A 19,190-nucleotide genomic window follows, 5' to 3' on the forward strand; every position below is an offset into this window, starting at 1 on the left:
CCGCGCGGTCGTCGGGCGGCGCGGGGCAGGTCGGTCTCGACTCCGCACCGTGCCTCGGGCCGACGCCTCAGTTCTCGCCGCGCGACCGGGCGATCACGTCGGCCACTGCGGCATCCACCTTCGACCAGTCGAGATTCGACTCGGGGAAATCGGGCGGTACCAGCTCCAGGCTGTTGATCGGCTGCTTGCGCGACTTGTCGGCCAGCGCGACCAGCGCGCCGATGGAATTGCGCGGGGCGTCGGTGTTCACGAAGTCGGGGCTCGCCTCGGCGATCTGCTGAAAGTTCGTGAGCAGCGTCTGCGGGGTGAACTGCTGGATCAACGCCTCTTGCACCTGCCGTTGACGACGCATGCGATCCCAGTCGCTGGTCGTCTTCCGGCTGCGCGCGTACCAGAGCGCCGTCTCGCCGTTCATGTGCTGGCGGCCGGCCTCGACCGAGCCGTGGTAGACGTGGTGGGTGTCGCTGCCGTCGACGAAGTCGAGATGCTCGGTGACGTCGATGTCGACACCGCCGAGCGCGTCGACCATCTTCGAGAAACCGTTCATGTCGATCATCACGTAGTAGGGAATGCGAAGCCCCGTGACGCCCGATGCGATGTCTTTCATCGCCTGGATGCCCTGTTGAAAGCCGGTGTCATCGTGGATGTCGGGGTACAGCCCCGTTTTGACCTGTGTGGCGTAGGTGTAACCGCCGTTGGCCTTCCACGACCGCGGGTAGACCCCCTTCAGCGGAGACCCATCTGGCAGTCGCACCGGATGCAGGTCGCGCGGGATGCCGATGATCGCCGCCTGCCCCGTCTTCGCGTCGACGCTCACGACCGAGATCGAGTCGGGGCGCATGCCCTCGCGCCCTTCGCCCGAGTCAGCGCCGAGCAGCAGGAAATTGTATCGGCCGTCGACCTCTTCGAGCTGCCCCTGCCCCGTGAACAGGTCGTCGAAGAGCGACCGCGCCGAGCCGATGTACTGCACGGCCCCGTAGGCGCCGAAGAGCGCCGCGGCCAGACCGACGACGGTGACGAGGCTCAACGCCGCACGTGCACCCGGCCGCACGCGACCGATCTTGGCCGTGCGAAAGGTGTCGACGGTGAGCAGAGCCCAGAGCAGCACCCAGGCGACGATGACCACCTGAAGCGCAGTCAGCGTCCAGACGTTGAGCGCCGTGGAGGTGAAGCCGGCGAGGTCGCTCTTCGACCAGATCAGCGCACCGATCGCGCCGACGACCATGATCAGCCATGCTCCGAAGCCGATGCGGCCGAGCCGTCGATTGCCGGTCAGCAGCTGCGGGGTGCCCGGCAGCAGAAAGTTGAGCACGACGAGCCACCAGGCGCGACGCCGCATCAGCGGCTCATCGGTCTGGTTCGGGGTGCGCAGTGGGGTCTGGTAGGTCATCTCAGCCGAGTGAGCGCTGCAGTCGGGCGTTCTTCTGCTCGACCAGCTCTTCGAGTTCCACGGCGTAGTCGTGCAGCTGGTCGCGCAGGGCGACGTCAGAGGCGCCGAGGATGCGCACGGCCAGCAGCCCGGCGTTGAACGCATTGCCGATGGCGACAGTGGCCACCGGGATGCCCGCAGGCATCTGCACGATCGAGAGCAGCGAATCGAGACCGTCCAGCTTCGCCAGCGGCACCGGGACTCCGATGACGGGCAGCTCGGTCACCGCGGCGAGCATGCCGGGCAGATGTGCAGCGCCGCCGGCGCCCGCGATGATGACCCGCAGACCACGGCCGGACGCAGCCGAGCCGAACTCCATCAGCCGACGCGGGGTGCGATGCGCAGAGACCACTTCGACCTCGTGCGCGATGCCGAAGCGGTCAAGCGCCTCGACCGCCTTCGACATGACCGGCCAGTCGGAGTCGGATCCCATCACAATGGCGACTTTGGGGTTCACAGCTGTCATGACACCCCAGACTACACGGAGAGGCTGTCAACGACCTCGGAGCCGAGCGCGCGAGCGGCGGCGCGGGCGGCATCCCTCGTCTCGACCAGGTCGAACCCGGTCACGTTGACGTGACCCATCTTGCGGCCAGGCCGGTACGACTTGCCGTACCAGTGCACTTTGGCCTGCGGCACCTCTGCCAGCGCTCGGGAGAGTGCCCGCTCATGGTCGACGCCGTCGTGGCCGCCCAGCACGTTGACCATCACGGTCACCGGCTGCCGAGCCTCGGGATCGCCCAGCGGCAGGTCGAGCACCGCACGCAGGTGCTGTTCGAACTGCCCCGTGACGGCGCCGTCCATGCTCCAGTGGCCGGAGTTGTGCGGGCGCATCGCCAACTCGTTCACCAGCACACGACCGTCGTTCGTCTCGAAGAGCTCGACGGCGAGAGCACCGGTCACCTCGATTGCCTCGGCGATCGTGACCGCGATGTGGCGGGCCTGCTCGACCACGTCGTCGGTGGCGTCGGGCGCCGGGGCGATGACTTCGGCGCAGACACCGTCGACCTGTTCGCTGGCGGCCAGCGCCCAGGCGCGCATCTCGCCCGAGGGGCGCCGCGCCACCTGCTGCGAGAGCTCACGCCGAAAGTCGACGGCTTCTTCGACCAGCAGTGCTCCGCCGATCTGGTCGAGCACCTCAGGGGCCAGCCAGTCGGCGACCTCGCGGCTCGAGGTGACCAGACGCACGCCGTGACCGTCATAGCCGCCACGCGGCGTCTTCACGATCGCGCGACCGCCATGCCCGTCGATGAACGCCTGCACAGCGTCGGCGGTGGTCGCCCGCACCCACTCCGGCTGCCCCAGCCCGAGTTCGGCGACCTTCTGGCGCATCTCGATTTTGTCTTGCGCGAAGCGCAGCGCCTGCGGGCCCGGGCGCACAGCGACGCCAGCCTCGACGAGCCGCTGCAGAACCGACTGGGGAACGTGTTCGTGGTCGAAGGTGATCACGTCGACACCACGGGCGAACTCGAGCACCTGTTCGGCGTCGGTGCAGTCGCCGACCATTGTCGTCGCGAGCTTCGCCGACGCGCCTTCGGCCTCGGCGAAGACCTTCAGCTCGATGTCGAGATTGACGGCCACGGGGGTGAGCATGCGGGCCAGTTGGCCGGCTCCGATGACTCCGACACGAAATGTCATGACTGGGGGAACCTCTCTGCGCTGGGGGGCGCAATCGCGAATCGAGGGCCGGCGCCGGGGGACGTCGGTGGCTGCATGGGCTGCGTTGTGATCGCAGCGAGCCGGTAGCGGTCGCGCCGAGCGCGGGCCTGCGCCGAGCGCTCGAGAATGGCCTCCCGCAGACTGGTCGGATCGGGCATCGACTTGAGCACGAGCGAGAACTGGTCGCCTGCGACCAGCCGGATGTCTCCGCTGCCCCAGAACCGCTGCGAGAGGGACTGATGCATCTCGACCGACGAGATCGTGTCCAGCGGCATCTGCCGCAGGTGTCGCCGCAGCACACCCTCGGTCATGGCCACCGTCTCATCGGTGAGTCGGCAGGCGCGGCTCCGCCACGACGTCCACGCACTGATCAGGAGCACGACGATCACAAGCGCGACGACTGCGAGCACCCAGCGCATGCCGGCCCCTGCGGCACCCCAATGCTGAGGCACCGCCCAGGCTGCCGCCCAGAGCAGCAGCACCGGCAGGATCAGCCGGGTCGCGCGCGCGCGCAGTCGAATCTCGCGCCCGTCGCGATCGCCGTCGAGGGTCGCATCGCGGTCGGGGGTGTGTGCGGATGCCATCTCGTCGCCGCCCGCGGGCTGCGGCCACGAGCGGGGCGCGTCTGCGGGGTGCGTGCCGAACGTCATGCCAAGAACCTTAGCGCGCCGCAGGACGCACATGGATCACGTCGCCCACCGACAGCGCGTGAGTGGTGCCGTCGGACTCGACCAGGAGTCGGCCGCCGGCGTCGAGGCCGGTTGCCACTCCGACCAGGTCGCCGCCGCCCGGGAGCATCACGCGCACCCGCTGACCGATGGTGACACAGGCGTCGCGCACGGCGTCGAACACCGAGGCGTCGTGTCGCAGCGCCCGCGCCCAGAGATCTTTGAGTCGCACGAGCAGATGCTGCAGCATGACGTCGCCGGCGACGGCAGCCCCTTCACGCGCGAGCGAGGTGACGGTTTCAGGGTCGAGCCCCTGCGCCTCGAAGTCTGCAGCGGTCTGCACCAGGTTGATGCCGAAACCGACCAAGACCGGAAGATCGGTTGGCACCTGCTGCCCCGGGCGGGGCGCGGTCGAGACGAGTTCGCTCAGGATGCCACAGACCTTGCGCCCCTCGACCAGCAGGTCGTTGGGCCATTTGACCCCGGCGTGCACGCCCAGCTGCTGCATGGCCTGCTGGGCGGCTGCTCCGCAGATCAGAGGCAGCCACGGGAGCAGGTCGACATCGGCTGCCGGAACGACGAAGGCGATCGAGACGGCGAGCGCCGAGCCTCGGGGTGCCTGCCAGACGCGGTTGAGACGGCCGCGGCCACCGCGCTGATCGAGCGTGGCGACAGCCGTGAAGGCCTCGGTGAGCTGCCCGTCAGCCCATTGCGTGCGGATCAGGTCTGAGAGCACGCTGTTCGTCGACTCGACGTGATCGAGAGCGATGAGGTTGGGCAACTCGGCGCCGCTCAGGGGAAAATCCATGCTTCGATCATACGGAGCCCGCCGATTGCGGGCTCACCCGAGCGGCCGCGGCCCATCCCCGGGACGAACCACAGCATCCACCGCCCCGCAAGACCGCGTCAAAGCATCCACCCGCCGCAAATGCTGCCTCAGAGCATCCAAACATGAAACTTGCCATGACTCGATTCGTGCCAGGAAGAATTCCCATGGGACGATCAGCAGCAACCCGGCAGCGGGAAAGTGACAGGGCCGCACAGGCACCACCACGTCGGTGTGCAGATCGTACAATTCGCCCCCCGTCGTCTTGCGTGATCACTACAGCAGAACGGGCATACCACGCCGGTAGACTCGTCTGCGATCGACATCGAGGAGACCTCTGTGACAGTGAATTCCAGCGCCAACCCGAGCGCGAACACGTCCGAGAACACGGACACGGTGGTTCCGTCCACCACTGCAGAACGCATCGCCGACCTCACTGATCGCTACCGCGAAGCAGTCGTCGAGCCCAGCAAGACCGCTGCACAGAAGCAGCACAAGCGCGGCAAGAAGACCGCCCGCGAGCGCGTGCACGAACTGCTCGACGACGGATCGTTCGTCGAGATCGACTCCTACGTGCGGCACCGCACACATGCCTTCGGCATGGAGGGCAAGCGCCCCTACGGTGACTCCGTCGTCGTCGGCACGGGCACGATCCACGGCCGCCAGGTCGCCGTCTACAGCCAGGACTTCACCGTCTTCGGCGGATCGCTCGGAGAGGTCGCCGGCGAGAAGATCGTGCGCATCATGCAGCTCGCGCTCAAGACGGGCATTCCGATCATCGGCATCCTCGATTCGGGCGGCGCCCGCATCCAAGAAGGGGTCACCGCACTCTCGAAGTACGGCGAGATCTTCCGGCTGAACACCAAGTCGAGCGGCGTGATCCCGCAGATCTCGATCGTGCTCGGCCCGGCCGCCGGCGGTGCGGTCTACTCCCCCGCGCTGACCGACTTCGTGATCATGGCCGACAAGACCAGCCACATGTTCGTCACCGGCCCAGACGTCATCAAGACCGTCACCGGCGAAGAGGTCAGCTTCGACGAGCTCGGCGGTGCGCTCACGCACAACAAGACCTCCGGCGTCTCGCACTACCTGGCGCAGGATGAAGACGACGCGCTCGACTACGCCCGCACGCTGCTGAGCTACCTGCCCGACAACAACCTCAATGACGCTCCTGCCTACGCGTCGAACACACAGCTCGAGATCACCGACGTCGACCGCCGGCTCAACCAGCTGATCCCCGATTCAACCAACCAGCCGTACGACATGAAGACCGTCATCAAGACCATCGTCGACGACGGCGAGTTCCTCGAGGTGCAGGCGCTCTTCGCCCCGAACATCGTGATCGGGTTCGGCCGCGTCGAGGGGCACACGGTCGGCGTCATCGCCAACCAGCCAGCCGCGATGGCCGGCACGCTCAACATCGACGCCGGCGAGAAAGCCGCCCGCTTCGTGCGGTTCTGCGACGCCTTCTCGATCCCGATCGTCACGCTGGTCGACGTGCCCGGCTACCTGCCCGGCACCGACCAGGAGTGGAACGGGGTGATTCGCCGCGGAGCGAAGCTGCTCTATGCCTATGCCGACGCCACCGTGCCAGTGGTGACCGTGATCACTCGCAAAGCCTACGGCGGCGCATACATCGTGATGGGGTCGAAGTCGATGGGCGCCGATCTCAACCTCGCCTGGCCCACGGCCGAGATCGCCGTGATGGGCGGCCAAGGCGCGGTCAACATTCTCTATCGCCATGAGCTCAAAGAGGCAGAAGAGCGCGGAGAAGACGTCGAAGCCGTGCGCACACGCCTGGCCAACGAGTACACGTACAACGTCGCAAGTCCGTTCCTCGCAGCCGAACGCGGCGAGCTCGACGGCGTCATCGAACCGGCGGCCACGCGAGTCGAGATCACCAAGGCCCTGCGCACCCTGCGCACCAAGCGCGACAACAGGCCGTCCAAGAAGCACGGGAACATCCCGCTGTGATCCGCGACCAGTACACCGACGTCACCGGTGCGGGCGGGCTCGAGCCCAGCATCCCCGCTGACGAGCCTGAGGCGCACAGCCCGCAGGAGTATCTCGAGCAGCTGCAGGTCGTCTCCGGCTCGCCGACACCCGAGGATCTCTCGGCGATCGCATCGGCCCTGAGCCTGGCCGAGCGCGAGCGGCATCGCGAGCAGCGCAAGCGCGCCCTCGAGCAGCACGAGCCAGAGCCGTCGTGGCGAGAGAAGCAGCGCTCCGCTCGACGCGATCGCCAGCTCTACTGAGCGTCGCTGAGGTGCTGCAGGGCGCGGTGGATGTTCCCCGCGCGTCCGTCGGCCTTGCGCCCCCCCTGCGAGTGCGGTCAGCGCGCTGCGATGCGCTGCAGAGCCTGCTCGACCAGCGGGCCTCGAACACGTTCGTTTGCCGCGAGAATCGCAGCGACCTGTTCGGGTGAATGCGTGGCCGGGGTGCCCGCGTCGAACGGCGGGTGCGGGTCGTACTCGAGCTTGAGCGCGATGTCTCGGGCCGTCTGCTCGTCGCACAGCCTTGCGACGAGGGTCAGCGCGAAGTCGATGCCTGACGTGACGCCGCCTGCGGTGATGCGGTTGCCGTCGACGGTCACGCGATCGTCGGTCACGCGGATGCCGGGGTAGCGTCTCAGCAGCGGTCGGCTGGCCCAGTGCGTGGTCGCGCGCCTGCCATCGAGCAGCCCGGCCTGAGCCAGCGCGAAGGCGCCCGTGCACACCGAGGTGACCCACCGGGCGTGCTCGGCCTGCTGCCGCAGGAATGTGAGCGCGATCTCGTCTTCGAGCAGATCGAAAGCCCCCTGCCCGCCTGGCACCAGAACGACGTCAGCCGGTGCGGCGTCGTCGAAACGCACGGTCGGCAGCATGGCAAGCCCTGAGCTGGTGGGCACCGGGTCGAGCATGTGCCAGACGTACTGCATGCGCACACCCGGCACCTGTGCGAACACCTCGGCGGGCCCCGTCAGATCGAGCTGGGTGATCTCGGGAAAGAGCAGCGCCGTGATGATGAGGGGATGCCGTGATTCGGTGTGTTCGTCGGTCATGTGTCGATGATGCTCTGGCCCGGCATGATGCACAAGTTGAGGCGACGCTCGATGGTCTGCGACGGCATCATGCAGGCGTCTCGGCGCAGCCGGGCGCTCAGAACCGCTCAGCGTTGGCTCAACAACGCGACGATGGTGGCGAGGCCCACGCCCAAGATGACGAGATTGGTCCAGGCAAGCACGCTGCCGAGCCCCGGCTTCAGACTCAGGCGGCGTGCTGAGGATGCGCGGCCGGTGAGTCTCAATCGTTCGCTCGACGCCACATCATGACTGGTGTCACGCCACCGATCCCACCTGTCGATACTGGTGATCACCGTGTGCAGAATGTGAGCGATTCGAAACCAGTCAGCGGGATTCCACGTGACGAGGCTGCGCCACGTGCGGATGAGAATGCGCCGATCGCGCAGTTCGATGTCAACCGGAGCGTTCAGGCGCATGAACGCCTGCATCACATCGGGGGTGAAGAGGTAGAGTGCGTCGCGTTCGTGGCCGTGGGGGGGCAGTACAGATGAAAGTAGCGGTCGAAGTCGCCTTCGAGGCGGAGCCGTTGGCTGCTGTCGATGCTGGCCTTGTTCGAGATGCCGGGCAGGCGTCTGCCCGTGTGCCGAAGCACGATGTTGGGAAGGTCGTTCGGGCTCTCAATGTCGATGATCCCACCGAATTTACCGCTGGTGGCGTTGACCGGGTCGCCGTTGCCGCCGAGAACGTCCGCGACAACGAACTGTTGCGGTCGTCGCCCGAGAAACCTGCGCACATACTTCGGCACGCGACCGAGCCCAGGCAATCGCTCAGGCCAGTATTCCAGCCCGTTCGCCTCTGCGAAAGCTGCGAAGCGCTCGTGCTGCCGGCGTGTCGTGTAGAGACCGATCAGTCGAGTCGCCTCGTAGCCGTGCAACAGACCGAGCTGCAAGAATCCCCAGGCACCGAGTGCGGTCTCGACGACCATCCAGAGGCTGGACGCATCGACGCCGTTCATCGTCAGCGAGATGCATGCGAGCAGACAGAACAGCCCGAAGAAGACGATGCCGATACCGAGAAGACTCCAGACCAGTATCTGTGCCATGGCCGGCCGCTGCAGCCTGTGAGCGACATCTCTCGGTACAGAACCAGCTGTCGACCCAGGGATGCCACCGAGCAGGGAGCGAATGTTGAATCTCGGCGATGATTGCACAGCAACCAGGCAGTCGTGCCTCCATGCTTCACGCAGCAATGCAATCCGCGGCCCTCGCAGCCGCTCGAAGAGCTGCGTCGCGCGCACACCGGCTTGCCAGCAGAGCAGGGTGCCGCAGGCTGTCATCCACACATCAGCTGGCCGGCTCGCTGGCGGAAGCAGCAGCGCCGTGCAGAGTGCCACTGGCATCAGGTAGGACATCTGCTGCTGCCATCGTTGCAGACGCCGAAAACGCTGTGCCAGCGCGCCGACGAGCAGTGCGACGCCGAGCACGGTTGAGTTCATCCGACTCCCGGGCGACAGCCCGATCCACACGACCAGAAGAACGCAGGCGACTGCCAACAGTGCATCGTGCAGCCAATTCGGCAGACCTCGCGGTTGAAACGGCCGTCGCAGGCTGAGCCATTCGGAGTGCACGATCTGAGTGTACGCGGGCGATCACGTCGTCCAAGGACGGGCCCTCCCCGAGCCGCGAATCTCCGTTGTCGACAACGCCCGCGCCAAACGGACTGTCGCGTCGACGATCTACTGAACGCTCACACATCTCGCCGCAGGGTCAGCACCCATGACAGTGCGCCGGTCACCAGCGCCCAGGCGGCAAGGCTCACACCGCCCTGCCAGGCGACCATCTGGTCACGCGCGCCACTGGTGTCCAGCCCTTCGGGAGCATCCATCGGCAGGGTCGTCAGCGCACTGCCTGCCGCACCGGGCAGCCAGTCGTTGACGGTCAGGGCCCACGAGATGTCGAAGCCGCTCACGATCGAGAGCACTGTCGGCACGATCATCAGCAGCCCCACCACGATCGCGATGCCAGCAGCCGTCGAACGCACAATCGACCCGATGTGCACCGAGATGATGCCGAGAGCCCCCAGGTAGGCCGCGGCTCCCCCGCTGACGAGCAGCATCTGCGAGCTGAACGGATGCTGACCGGGCAGCTGACCGGCCAGCAGCAGCGAGACCGCGATCGCACTCAACGCCATGGTGACGAAGCCGAGCACGGCCAGCACCCCGCCGATGACGACGGCTTTGGCCAGCAGCACCGGCCAGCGTCTGGGCACCGCAAGCATCGAGGTGGTGATCGACCCGCCGGAATACTCAGCGGTGATGTTCAGCACCCCGAAGACGCTCGCGACCAGCGCGGCGGCACCGATGCCAGAGGCAGCGAACTGCAGCATCTGCACCGTCTGCAGATCGGCGTCTCCCTGCATCAGCACCTCGCCGGCCCCGGCACCGGCTGCTTCGGTCTGCTGCGCCAGCGAGGCGATGGCGAAACCGACCAGCAGCGCCAGGCCGAATCCGACGGCGACCAGAATCGCGAGCGTCCACCAGGTCGATCGCACGCTCCACAGTTTGATCCATTCAGAACGCAGCACACCGCCGAACCTCAGTCTGACCTGGCCAAGCCCGTCATTGCGGAGCGCTGCTGCGGCAGCACGCCGAGTCGCAGGAGCGGGCGTCGGCGGCTGCGCAGAGGTGGGAGGCTGTGCGGTCATGCGTGGGCTCCTTCGGGCAAGCTGCCGGCGTTGTACTGCACGGCGTTCTCAGTGAGTTCGAGGTAGGCCTGCTCGAGCGAGGCCTCGACAGTGTGCAGTTCATGCAGCACCGCATGTGTGTCGGCAGCCGCCTGACCGATCACCGCGGCATCGAGCCCGGTGACCGACAGCGACCCGTCAGCGCTCGGTGTCACCGCCCCGCCCATGCGCTGCAGCTCGGCGGCGAGTGCGGCGCTCTGCGGCGATCGCACTCGCACGCAGCTGCGCCCGGCGTGGGCGATGAACTCCTGCAGCGACGTGTCGGCCAGCACCCGCCCGCGCCCGAGCACGATCAGATGGTCGGCGGTCTGCGCCATCTCGGCCATCAGGTGGCTCGAGACGAGCACCGTCTTGCCCTTCGATGCCTCGTAGCGCAGCAGCTGCCGCACCCATACCACCCCGTCTGGGTCGAGACCGTTGACCGGTTCGTCGAGAATGAGCGTGTCAGGGTCGCCGAGCAGCGCGGCCGCTATGCCGAGCCGCTGACCCATACCGAGGGAGAAGCCGCCGGAACGCTTGTCGGCGACCGATTCGAGCCCGGCCATCGCGATGACCTCGTCGACACGTGCGTCGGGGATGCCGTGCGTCGCCGCCAGCGCGCGCAGATGTGATCGTGCGGAGCGCCCGCGATGCACGGCCGTGGCATCGAGCAGGGCGCCGACCTCGTGCAGCGGCGCGTGCTGGTCGGCGTAGCGGCGGCCGTTAACCGTCACCGCGCCGGTGGTCGGGCGGTCGAGGCCGAGCGCCAGCCGCATCGTCGTCGACTTGCCGGCGCCGTTCGGCCCGAGGAACCCGGTCACCCGGCCGGGCTCCACGCGAAAGGTGACATGGTCGACAGCGGTCTTGCTGCCATACCGCTTGCTGAGGTCGCGGGCCTCGATCATCGGAGGTGCTCCTGTCATCGAATGAGCAGATGGTGTCGGTCACGAATCGTGGGATGCCTGCGCCGGTCGACGCGACACCACACGAAATACACCACTAGGTTAGCGGAGTGCCGTTCAGCGCCAAATGACTCAGGCGCGGGAATCGCCGGAACGATCCGATTCATCGACGCGATCGTTGGCGTCCGGGCCCGACTCCTCGACCTCGATCACGGTGTACTCACCACCGTCGATGGTCTCTGCCGAGATCTCGGTGCGCGGCTGGAACTGCTCGTGCATGTGCCGCACCGACTGTCTGCCGGCCTGCACGAGCCGCCAGCCGGAGAGGGCGATCGCCCCGACCGCCGCGACGGCCAGCCCCAGAAAGCTGAGCCAGGCGAGGTCGCCCAGCATCGACGCCACGATCACCAGCACGTCGACGACGAGCACCACCACGACGTCGACCCAGTCGAAGAGCCTCGGTGTGCGCCCCGGGCGCAGAAAGATCAGCAGCGCCAGCACGATCAGCGCGACGAACAGCACCGGTGCGCCGATGCCGAGCGCAAGCACCTGCCAGCCGCTCTGTGCACGAAAGCCGCCGACGAAGAAGAGCCAGAGCGGCAGCAGCACCGTGAGCACGGGCTGCAGACGAGCCATCAGACGTTGGAGAACCATGCGGCTCAGACTACCTGCCGCTCATCTCACCCGGTGCCGGCGTTCGCTCACGGCGACCGGCACCCGCGGCATTCACAGCTGGCTCAGAGCGACCTGCTGCGACCGGGCCTCGACGCGGCACCCGAAACCTGCGCGGGCACATGCGAGCGGGTGGCGACTCAGCGCACGAACGACACCACCGTCTCGAAGTGGTGGCTGTGCGGGAAGAGATCGAACGCGCGCACGTCGGCGAGCTGATAGCCGGCGTCGGCGAGCAGCCGAGCATCCCTCGCCAGGGCGACGGGATCGCAGGCCACATAGATCACCTGAGCCGGCTGCAGCTTCGCCAAGTCGGCGACGACCTTCTTGCCCGCGCCTGAGCGCGGCGGGTCGAGCACGACCAGCGAACGTCGATACATCGATGCGGGCGCCTGCTCTGCCTCGCGACGCAGAAAGTCTTCGACCGACTCGCCGCGCACGTCGACGCGCTCGAACTCGCGGGCGTTGATCTCGGCGAGCTCACTGGCGCGCTGGTCGGCCTCGACCGTGGTCACCGCGAGGCCGGCGCGTGCAAGCCACACGGCGAACAGGCCGACGCCGCCGTAGAGGTCGAGGTGCGGCGCATCCGCGTCGATCTGGTCGACGGCGACGAGGCTCGCCACCGTGTCGACCAGCGTGGTCGGTGCGTCGCGATGCACCTGCCAGAAGCCGCCCTCATCGACTTGGAACTCGACGCCGTGCACCCGACGCACGACCGTCGCTCCGTGACCCCCGTCGAGCACGATGCGAGTGCGGCCGGGCCCGTCGAAGTGCTTGCGCTCGTCGATCACGAGCTGCACGGTCTTGTGGCCCTTGCGCAGCCCTCGGTGCACGCCGAGCTCTTCGAGTTCGTCAACGGCCAGCGGCAGACTGGCGACCGGAACGACCGTGTGCGTGCGTGCCGCATAGGGCCCGACCCGCCCCTCGGCGTCGACGTGCAGCAGCTCGCGGGTGCGCCAGCGCCGCCCCGGTCGGTGGTCTGGTTCGAGCCCCGGCAGATCGACGGCATCGCGTGACGCCGCGTCGCCGACGGGCGCGACCTCGAGGTTCCAGCCCGCCACGGCATCCGCGTCGAAGTGGCCGATGCGCTCGAAGGCATCACGCAGCACGATGCTCTTGAGCTCGCGCTGACGCGGCAGGGCGATGTGGCCGAAGTCGGCGCTGCCGGCCCGAACCTCGGGCTCGCGGCTGATGTCGCCTTCGGGCAGCACCTGGCTGCGACGGTCAGGAGACGCCTCCAGGATCTCGAGCGCGACGGCCCGGGCGAAGCGCGGCTTGGCCTCGGTCAGGCGGGCACGCACCCGCTCGCCGGGAATGGCATCTGGCACGAACACGACGCGGCCTGCGTGGCGCGCGACGAAGACGCCCTGGTGAGCGACGCCGGTAACATCGAGATCGATCACGTCGCCGACCTGCGGCTGCGGGTCACTCGCTGCGGCGGCCTCGCCGTTCGAGGGCCTGCGGTTCGAGGGTCTGCGGCTGGGGTTCTTGGCGTTCGACTGCGGTTCGGGAAAGGTCTGCTCATGCACATCAACGACTCTACTGCCCCGGCGTCCCCTGCTCGGCGCCCGCGTGTGCCCTTCGTGCTCGCATCGACGTCGCCTGCCCGCCTCGCGACGATGCGATCGGCCGGCATCGAGCCGATCGTCGTGCCGAGCCACGTCGACGAGGACGCCGTGGTCGCCGCCGCCGGACTGGCCGGTGACAGCGTGGCCAGGTCTCGCGACGAAGCGATCGGCGGCGAAGAGTTCGAGCGCGGCGGGCGCACCGCACAGATCGTCTCGACGCTTGCACGGGCGAAGGCGCGGGCCGTGCTCGCACCCGAGATCGACGGGCTCGTGCTCGGCGGCGACTCGATGTTCGAGATCGACGGCGAGCCGCTCGGCAAGCCGCATACGCCGCAGCGAGCCGTGGAACGCATCCGCCGCATGCGCGGCCGCACCGGAACGCTCTATTCGGGACACTGGCTGATCGACCACCGCGGCGGTTCTGTCGTCGCCGAGGCAGGTGCCTGGGACAGCGCGACCGTCACCTTCGACGACATCAGCGACGCCGAGATCGAGGCGTACGTCGCGACCGGTGAACCGCTCGAGGTCGCCGGCAGCTTCACCGTCGACGGGCTCGGGCAGGCGTTCATCACCTCGGTGCACGGGGCGCCCAGCTGCGTCATCGGGCTCTCAGTGCCCGTCGTTCGCCGACTGGCCCGCGAACTGGGCGTGTTCTGGCCCGACCTGTGGAACAGGCACGACGCGCTGTGCTGACGCGCGGTGCCAGAACACCGTGTGCTTGTAGGACTGCACGAAACCGGCAAATCGATTTTGTCGAAGGTTGCCACAGAATCTATGACGGCGCATCGTAGGCTGTTCGACTATGAGCACTGCCCTCAATACCACTCTGCCTCGTCAGATCACCAAGGTTCTCATCGCCAACCGCGGCGAGATCGCCGTGCGGGTGATCCGAGCCGCACGCGACGCCGGCATCGCATCGGTCGCCGTCTATGCCGACCAGGACATCAACGCGATTCACGCTGGACTTGCCGACGAGGCCTACGCCCTCAACGGCGACAGCGCCGCCGACACCTACCTCTCGATCGAGAAGCTCATCTCGGTGGCACGGCGTTCCGGCGCCGACGCGATTCACCCCGGATACGGCTTTCTGTCTGAGAACGCCGACTTCGCGCAGGCCGTCATCGACGCCGGTCTGATCTGGGTCGGTCCCCCACCCGCAGCGATCACCTCGCTGGGCGACAAGGTCTCGGCCCGTCACATCGCAGAGAAGGTCGGGGCTCCCCTGGCTCCGGGCACCAGCGACCCGGTCGAGGGCGCCGACGAGGTCGTCGCCTTCGCCGAGAAAGTCGGTCTGCCGGTCGCCATCAAGGCGGCGTTCGGCGGCGGCGGGCGCGGCCTGAAGGTGGCCTACGAGCTCGATGAGATTCCCGCCCTGTTCGACTCGGCCACCCGTGAGGCCGTCGCGGCCTTCGGTCGCGGAGAGTGCTTCGTCGAGAAGTTTCTGCTGCGCCCGCGTCACGTCGAGACGCAGTGCCTCGCCGACGAGCACGGCAACGTCGTCGTGGTCAGCACGCGCGACTGCTCGCTGCAGCGCCGCAACCAGAAGCTGGTCGAAGAGGCACCGGCGCCGTTCATCACCGACGAACAGCATGACCGCCTGTATGCGGCGTCGAAGGCCATTCTGCGCGAGGCCGGCTATGTCGGCGCAGGCACCTGCGAGTTCCTCATCGGGCACGACGGCACCCTCTCGTTCCTCGAGGTGAACACGCGACTGCAGGTGGAGCATCCGGTCTCTGAGCAGGTGACCGGCCTCGATCTCGTGCGCGAGCAGTTCCGCATCGCCGAGGGCGGCGAGCTCGACTACCCTGACCCCGAGAACCATGGCCACGCCTTCGAGTTCCGCATCAACGGCGAAGATCCGGGCAACCACTTTCTGCCGGCTCCCGGCACGATCGTCACCTATCGCGAGTGCAGCGGCCCGGGCGTGCGCGTCGACTCCGGCGTGACCGGCGGCGACGTCGTCTCCGGTGCGTTCGACTCGCTGCTGGCGAAGGTCATCGTAACCGGAGCCACGCGCGAAGAGGCACTGGAGCGTTCACGCCGCGCACTCGCCGAGTTCGAGATCACGGGCATGCCGACTGCACTGCCCTTCCACCGCGTGGTCGTCGACGAGCCCGACTTCGTGGCCGCCGACGGGCAGTTCAAGGTGCACACCACCTGGATCGAGAACGACTTCGACAATCGCATTCCAGCGTGGAGCGGCACCCCGTCAGAGGGCGCGAGCATCTTCGCCAAGCGCAGCGACATCGTGCTCGAGGTCGCCGGTCGACGCATGGAGGTCAGCGTGCCCGACGTGCTGGTGAAGGGAGACTGGGGCACCGCGAGCCGTCCGGCTCCGAAGCGTCGCTTCCGCGCCACCGAGGTCACCGGAGACAACACGAACGCCGTCTCGACCCCGATGCAGGCCAGCGTGGTCAAGGTCGCCGTCGAAGAGGGGCAGAAAGTCATCGAGGGCGACCTGCTGGTCGTGCTCGAGGCCATGAAGATGGAGCAGCCGATCACCGCTCAGCGTTCCGGCATCGTGCGCAATCTGAATGCTCCGCTCGGGCAGACGATTCCGTCAGGGCACACGCTGCTCACCATCGAAGACGAGTAGCTGCGCTGAGCCTGGCAGGAAGGGCTGCCGTCACGGGCACCATGTGGTGATCGTGACGGCAGCCCTTCGCCTTGTTGGGGCTTTTCGATGCGCGGGCCTCGTTCCGCCAGGCAGAGCACCGTTCCGCTCGAAAGAGCACCGTTCCGCCGAGATCACTGCAATCCCGACGGAACGGTGTCAAAACTGACGTATCCAGGCTGTTTGAGGCGTGCAGCGCCACCCCACACTCAGCCCGGCCCCGCCCTCAGCCCGGCCCCGCCCTCAGCGCCAGCCCACCGTCAGCGCCAGCCGAGACCGGGTGCGACGTCTTCGACGACGCCGCTATCTACTGCCGCATCAGCAAGGACGAGGAAGGCGATGCCCATGGGGTCGCCAACCAGGAAGAAAAGTGCCGTAAGCTCGCCTATACTCTCGGCTTCGAGGTTGGCGAAGTGTTCACCGACAACGACATCGGAGCTTCAGACAAGACTGGCCGTATCGAGGATGCACCCAGGCCAAGCTACGACAGGATGCTGGCCGATGTGAGGTCGGGCCGGTTCAACAGAATCGTGGCCTACTCGAACTCCCGCATCACCCGACGGATGCTCCAGCTCGAAGAACTAATCCAGCTCCACGAAGAGACCGGCGCCCAAATCTTCACAGTGGTCTCAGGCAACGATGACCTCTCGACGGCCGATGGCCAGAGGGTCGCCCGCATCAAAGCCTCGGTGGACGCAGCAGAATCAGCCAGAATTTCATAACGACAGATCGCCGCTTCGCGTCACAAGGCTCTCAAAGGACTCCCGAAGCTCCAACGGCAACGACCATTCGGCTGGGAGAAGGATGGGGTCACCATCAGGGAGGAAGAGGCCGAGTGGATTCGCTTCGGTCTCAAGCGCATCATGGCAGGTGCCTCGCTCACAGTGATCTGCAGGGAGTTCGAGAAGGCGGGCGTGCTTACAGCTGCTGGCAAGCCCAGCTGGGAGTACACCGTGATGCGAAGGGTGCTCGTCGGCTGGCGGACGGCGGGTGTGCGCATCTACAAGCGCAAGGAGCTCAGGGACGAGCACGGCGAACTCATGATGGGTGTCTGGAAGCCCATCATCAGTCTCGCCGAGCGAGAACAGGCCCTCGCCATGCTCAAGAAACGCAGCATCACCAAGGTTCGTCAGGGAAGCTGGGTTCTCTGGGGACTGGTTCGCTGCGGCGAATGCGGCCACAAGATGTACGGCCAGCTCGGCTACGCCACACGGCCGAACACCTACTGCTGCAGCAAAGGTGGGGGCCATGTGTCCACACTTGCTGAGAAGCTCGAAGACTACGTGATGAGCAAACTTGCCAGCCGACTCCTGGGCAAGCTGGAAACGGGCGAAGCAGCTGTGCAGCCTGCGAAACCCGATCAGTGGTCAGGGGAAGATCGGCTTGCGGTCGTGCAGCAGAAGACCGACGAGCTTCTGAGCGCTTACCGAGAGAACAAGCTCTCAGCTGCCATCGTCTTCCCCCAAGTAGAAGCGCTCACTGCAGAGAAGGACGCGCTCAGTCGCGAGCGAGAGACCTACTACGCCACCGAAGCCAAGCCAGAGCCGGCCTTCAAACGTACTAGCGACCTGTTGGACTGGGCTCAGAAACTCGCAGTCGGCTCCCCCTACCGCCACCCGGAGACCAAAGCGCTGCCGAAATGGGAGAACCAGCCCTGGGGCGACGGCTCAAGCTCCGAGCGCGAGCCAGAGGACATAGACACCTTGGCTGAGGAGAAGGTCCTCACCCTCCGCAGCGAACTCAAAGAGGTCATCATCAAGAAGGGCACCAGAGGCCAGGCTGGCAAAGACTGGAATGTCTTCCGCAAGCGCATAGATCTGGTCTGGAACGACTAGCGCACGATCACACACTCCGGCCCAACGAGCGTCTCAGGCCACGAGCTGCGGCCTCTGGTGCCGTGCTACCACCTGCCAGCAGAGCTGAAAAAAGGAGCCGCCGTGTGCCCTCTCTTTCACACGGCGGCTCCTTTGGTCTTGGCCAGGATTAGGCAGCCTTCCTTGAGGCGGCCTCGGCGGCCTGCTTTTCTTTCTCCTCCCTGGCTTCCTCAGTGACCTCTTCGAGATGCCGAATGATGGCCTTCTGCTCTGTTTTCATGGTTCTGAGCTGCTTGCGGAGCTTGGGATCGCTGTCAGCGGCCTCAGCATCGTGGCGCTCTTGGATGGCCTTGGAGACCGTTGCCCGACTCACGCCGTAAATCTTGGCTATGCGCTTCTTCGAGATGTTTTGGTCGTAGGCTTTGACAGCCTCGGTCTTCTGCCTTGCTGTTAGAGCAGGCTTGCGGCCCAGCACCACGCCCTCGGCCTTCGCGTAGGCGAGCCGCTCCCGTGTGCGCTCTGCAATCATGTCCCTTTCGAACTCGCCCATCACCGCGAGCATGTTGAAGAAGATCCGCCCCATGGCCGTGGTCGGATCGTGCTTGGTTCCGTTGATGACCAGAGTGACACCCTTGGCTTCGAGAGCCTCCACCAGATCGTAGAGCTCGTGGTAACTTCTGCCCAGCCGATCCACCTTCGTGACCCAGAGCTCATCTCCGGTCTCCAGCTCTTCGAGAACCTTCTCAAGACCAGGCCGGTTTTTCTTCCTACTGCTGATCACCTCAGCCACGATGAAGGCTTCTGGGATGCCAAGCTTCTTAAGTATCTCCACCTGTGTTTTGACTTCCTGTCCAGCGGTCGAGACGCGAGCGTAGCCGTACTTGTTCATAGTTTTCCTCCTATGCGTTTTGTTAACATAGGAACTATCAATTTGAGTGACACTCATTGGTGACGCCATGGAGACGGACCGCAGCCGCTGAGACTTTGGGCTTTTTTGCTTTTAGCGGCCGCGCGATGATCTTCGATTAGTGACACTTAGGAGGGCGCCCCGCCAACCAAACGCTCTAAACAGGCCTCAAGCCGCCGTAGAACTCCCGCAACGCCAAAGCAACAGCCTAGAATTACAGCACGAGTCTGACGGTCGATGAACGGTTCAAGCTGAAGAGCAAGCTAATCGACGAGATTGAGTCGGGTGTGCTGCAGCTTTGGTTGACTGTTTTCCTTATGCTGCTTGTGCAGTGGGTTGATAGGTTATCTCGTATTCGAGTGGGGTGAGTTTTCCGAGTGCTCGTTGTCTGCGTCGTCTGTTGTAGGTG

At 66.1% G+C, this 19,190-nt stretch carries 19 protein-coding genes; 6 read left to right on the forward strand and 13 right to left on the reverse strand.

Annotated features, from left to right (window positions below; genetic code table 11):
* Positions 1-67 precede the first annotated feature (67 nt).
* From LRX77_RS10055 to LRX77_RS10075, 5 genes are read right to left on the reverse strand one after another with little or no spacing between them, the layout of a single operon-like run.
* Positions 68-1,390, reverse strand: coding sequence for an LCP family glycopolymer transferase (locus tag LRX77_RS10055; protein WP_231832765.1), 1,323 nt, complete (start codon positions 1,388-1,390; stop codon positions 68-70).
* A gap of 1 nt (position 1,391) precedes the next feature.
* Positions 1,392-1,895: a 5-(carboxyamino)imidazole ribonucleotide mutase gene (purE, locus tag LRX77_RS10060; RefSeq protein WP_231832766.1), complete on the reverse strand. Its 504-nt coding sequence runs from the start codon at positions 1,893-1,895 to the stop codon at positions 1,392-1,394.
* An 11-nt stretch (positions 1,896-1,906) separates the two neighbouring features.
* A complete protein-coding gene (locus LRX77_RS10065; protein ID WP_231832767.1) occupies positions 1,907-3,067 on the reverse strand; it encodes a 5-(carboxyamino)imidazole ribonucleotide synthase in 1,161 nt (386 codons plus the stop codon).
* On the reverse strand, positions 3,064-3,738 hold the full coding sequence (locus LRX77_RS10070) for a PH domain-containing protein (protein ID WP_231832768.1): 675 nt from the start codon (positions 3,736-3,738) through the stop codon (positions 3,064-3,066). The genes LRX77_RS10065 and LRX77_RS10070 overlap by 4 nt, the downstream gene beginning before the upstream one ends.
* 10 nt (positions 3,739-3,748) lie before the next feature.
* Positions 3,749-4,564 carry a biotin--[acetyl-CoA-carboxylase] ligase gene (locus LRX77_RS10075; RefSeq protein ID WP_231832769.1) on the reverse strand — a complete coding sequence of 272 codons (816 nt, stop codon included), beginning with the start codon at positions 4,562-4,564 and terminating at the stop codon, positions 3,749-3,751.
* A gap of 414 nt (positions 4,565-4,978) precedes the next feature.
* On the opposite strand from LRX77_RS10075, the gene LRX77_RS10080 reads away from it, so the two are divergent.
* Positions 4,979-6,556, forward strand: a complete 1,578-nt coding sequence (locus LRX77_RS10080; RefSeq protein WP_231832788.1) for an acyl-CoA carboxylase subunit beta — start codon at positions 4,979-4,981, stop codon at positions 6,554-6,556.
* A complete protein-coding gene (locus LRX77_RS10085) occupies positions 6,553-6,837 on the forward strand; it encodes an acyl-CoA carboxylase epsilon subunit (protein ID WP_231832770.1) in 285 nt (94 codons plus the stop codon). The genes LRX77_RS10080 and LRX77_RS10085 overlap by 4 nt, the downstream gene beginning before the upstream one ends.
* Before the next feature lie 77 nt (positions 6,838-6,914).
* On the opposite strand, the gene LRX77_RS10090 is transcribed toward LRX77_RS10085, so the two are convergent.
* The 7 genes from LRX77_RS10090 to LRX77_RS10120 all read right to left on the reverse strand — a co-directional run bounded on the left by LRX77_RS10090 (position 6,915) and on the right by LRX77_RS10120 (position 13,407).
* Positions 6,915-7,622 carry a DJ-1/PfpI family protein gene (locus LRX77_RS10090; protein WP_231832771.1) on the reverse strand — a complete coding sequence of 236 codons (708 nt, stop codon included), beginning with the start codon at positions 7,620-7,622 and terminating at the stop codon, positions 6,915-6,917.
* Positions 7,623-7,729: 107 nt separating this feature from the next.
* Entirely contained in the window at positions 7,730-8,059 is a 330-nt protein-coding gene (locus LRX77_RS10095) for a hypothetical protein (protein WP_231832772.1), read from the reverse strand.
* An 11-nt stretch (positions 8,060-8,070) separates the two neighbouring features.
* Positions 8,071-8,685, reverse strand: coding sequence for a hypothetical protein (locus LRX77_RS10100; RefSeq protein WP_231832773.1), 615 nt, complete (start codon positions 8,683-8,685; stop codon positions 8,071-8,073).
* A gap of 644 nt (positions 8,686-9,329) precedes the next feature.
* Entirely contained in the window at positions 9,330-10,286 is a 957-nt protein-coding gene (locus tag LRX77_RS10105; protein ID WP_231832774.1) for an ABC transporter permease subunit, read from the reverse strand.
* Positions 10,283-11,209: an ABC transporter ATP-binding protein gene (locus tag LRX77_RS10110; protein ID WP_231832775.1), complete on the reverse strand. Its 927-nt coding sequence runs from the start codon at positions 11,207-11,209 to the stop codon at positions 10,283-10,285. The genes LRX77_RS10105 and LRX77_RS10110 overlap by 4 nt, the downstream gene beginning before the upstream one ends.
* Before the next feature lie 129 nt (positions 11,210-11,338).
* Positions 11,339-11,860 carry a hypothetical protein gene (locus LRX77_RS10115; RefSeq protein WP_231832776.1) on the reverse strand — a complete coding sequence of 174 codons (522 nt, stop codon included), beginning with the start codon at positions 11,858-11,860 and terminating at the stop codon, positions 11,339-11,341.
* A gap of 158 nt (positions 11,861-12,018) precedes the next feature.
* Positions 12,019-13,407, reverse strand: coding sequence for a class I SAM-dependent RNA methyltransferase (locus LRX77_RS10120; protein WP_231832777.1), 1,389 nt, complete (start codon positions 13,405-13,407; stop codon positions 12,019-12,021).
* A 90-nt stretch (positions 13,408-13,497) separates the two neighbouring features.
* Between LRX77_RS10120 and LRX77_RS10125 the strand changes: the two genes are divergently transcribed.
* The 4 genes from LRX77_RS10125 to LRX77_RS10140 all read left to right on the forward strand — a co-directional run bounded on the left by LRX77_RS10125 (position 13,498) and on the right by LRX77_RS10140 (position 17,895).
* Positions 13,498-14,139, forward strand: a complete 642-nt coding sequence (locus tag LRX77_RS10125; RefSeq protein WP_442961634.1) for a Maf family protein — start codon at positions 13,498-13,500, stop codon at positions 14,137-14,139.
* Positions 14,140-14,248: 109 nt separating this feature from the next.
* Positions 14,249-16,042: an acetyl/propionyl/methylcrotonyl-CoA carboxylase subunit alpha gene (locus LRX77_RS10130; protein WP_231832778.1), complete on the forward strand. Its 1,794-nt coding sequence runs from the start codon at positions 14,249-14,251 to the stop codon at positions 16,040-16,042.
* Positions 16,043-16,116: 74 nt separating this feature from the next.
* The gene (locus tag LRX77_RS10135; RefSeq protein ID WP_231832790.1) at positions 16,117-16,782 is read left to right on the forward strand and encodes a recombinase family protein; all 666 of its coding nucleotides are present in this window, start codon (positions 16,117-16,119) and stop codon (positions 16,780-16,782) included.
* Between the two features lie 93 nt (positions 16,783-16,875).
* The gene (locus LRX77_RS10140) at positions 16,876-17,895 is read left to right on the forward strand and encodes a zinc ribbon domain-containing protein (RefSeq protein WP_331716163.1); all 1,020 of its coding nucleotides are present in this window, start codon (positions 16,876-16,878) and stop codon (positions 17,893-17,895) included.
* 148 nt (positions 17,896-18,043) lie between these two features.
* Here the strand turns inward: LRX77_RS10140 and LRX77_RS10145 are convergent, their stop codons facing one another.
* Positions 18,044-18,763 carry a recombinase family protein gene (locus LRX77_RS10145; protein WP_231832780.1) on the reverse strand — a complete coding sequence of 240 codons (720 nt, stop codon included), beginning with the start codon at positions 18,761-18,763 and terminating at the stop codon, positions 18,044-18,046.
* Positions 18,764-19,190 lie beyond the last annotated feature (427 nt).

The organism is Pseudoclavibacter sp. 13-3 (assembly GCF_021168475.1).
Classification (GTDB): domain Bacteria; phylum Actinomycetota; class Actinomycetes; order Actinomycetales; family Microbacteriaceae; genus Pseudoclavibacter_A.

Coding starts and splice junctions, on each gene's coding strand:
- LRX77_RS10055 (WP_231832765.1), bottom strand. CDS start 1,390: ATGACCTACCAGACCCCACTGCGCACCCCGAACCAGACCGATGAGCCG.
- purE (WP_231832766.1), bottom strand. CDS start 1,895: ATGACAGCTGTGAACCCCAAAGTCGCCATTGTGATGGGATCCGACTCC.
- LRX77_RS10065 (WP_231832767.1), bottom strand. CDS start 3,067: ATGACATTTCGTGTCGGAGTCATCGGAGCCGGCCAACTGGCCCGCATG.
- LRX77_RS10070 (WP_231832768.1), bottom strand. CDS start 3,738: ATGACGTTCGGCACGCACCCCGCAGACGCGCCCCGCTCGTGGCCGCAG.
- LRX77_RS10075 (WP_231832769.1), bottom strand. CDS start 4,564: ATGGATTTTCCCCTGAGCGGCGCCGAGTTGCCCAACCTCATCGCTCTC.
- LRX77_RS10090 (WP_231832771.1), bottom strand. CDS start 7,622: ATGACCGACGAACACACCGAATCACGGCATCCCCTCATCATCACGGCG.
- LRX77_RS10095 (WP_231832772.1), bottom strand. CDS start 8,059: ATGCGCCTGAACGCTCCGGTTGACATCGAACTGCGCGATCGGCGCATT.
- LRX77_RS10100 (WP_231832773.1), bottom strand. CDS start 8,685: ATGGCACAGATACTGGTCTGGAGTCTTCTCGGTATCGGCATCGTCTTC.
- LRX77_RS10105 (WP_231832774.1), bottom strand. CDS start 10,286: ATGACCGCACAGCCTCCCACCTCTGCGCAGCCGCCGACGCCCGCTCCT.
- LRX77_RS10110 (WP_231832775.1), bottom strand. CDS start 11,209: ATGATCGAGGCCCGCGACCTCAGCAAGCGGTATGGCAGCAAGACCGCT.
- LRX77_RS10115 (WP_231832776.1), bottom strand. CDS start 11,860: ATGGTTCTCCAACGTCTGATGGCTCGTCTGCAGCCCGTGCTCACGGTG.
- LRX77_RS10125 (WP_442961634.1), top strand. CDS start 13,498: ATGCGATCGGCCGGCATCGAGCCGATCGTCGTGCCGAGCCACGTCGAC.
- LRX77_RS10130 (WP_231832778.1), top strand. CDS start 14,249: ATGAGCACTGCCCTCAATACCACTCTGCCTCGTCAGATCACCAAGGTT.
- LRX77_RS10145 (WP_231832780.1), bottom strand. CDS start 18,763: ATGAACAAGTACGGCTACGCTCGCGTCTCGACCGCTGGACAGGAAGTC.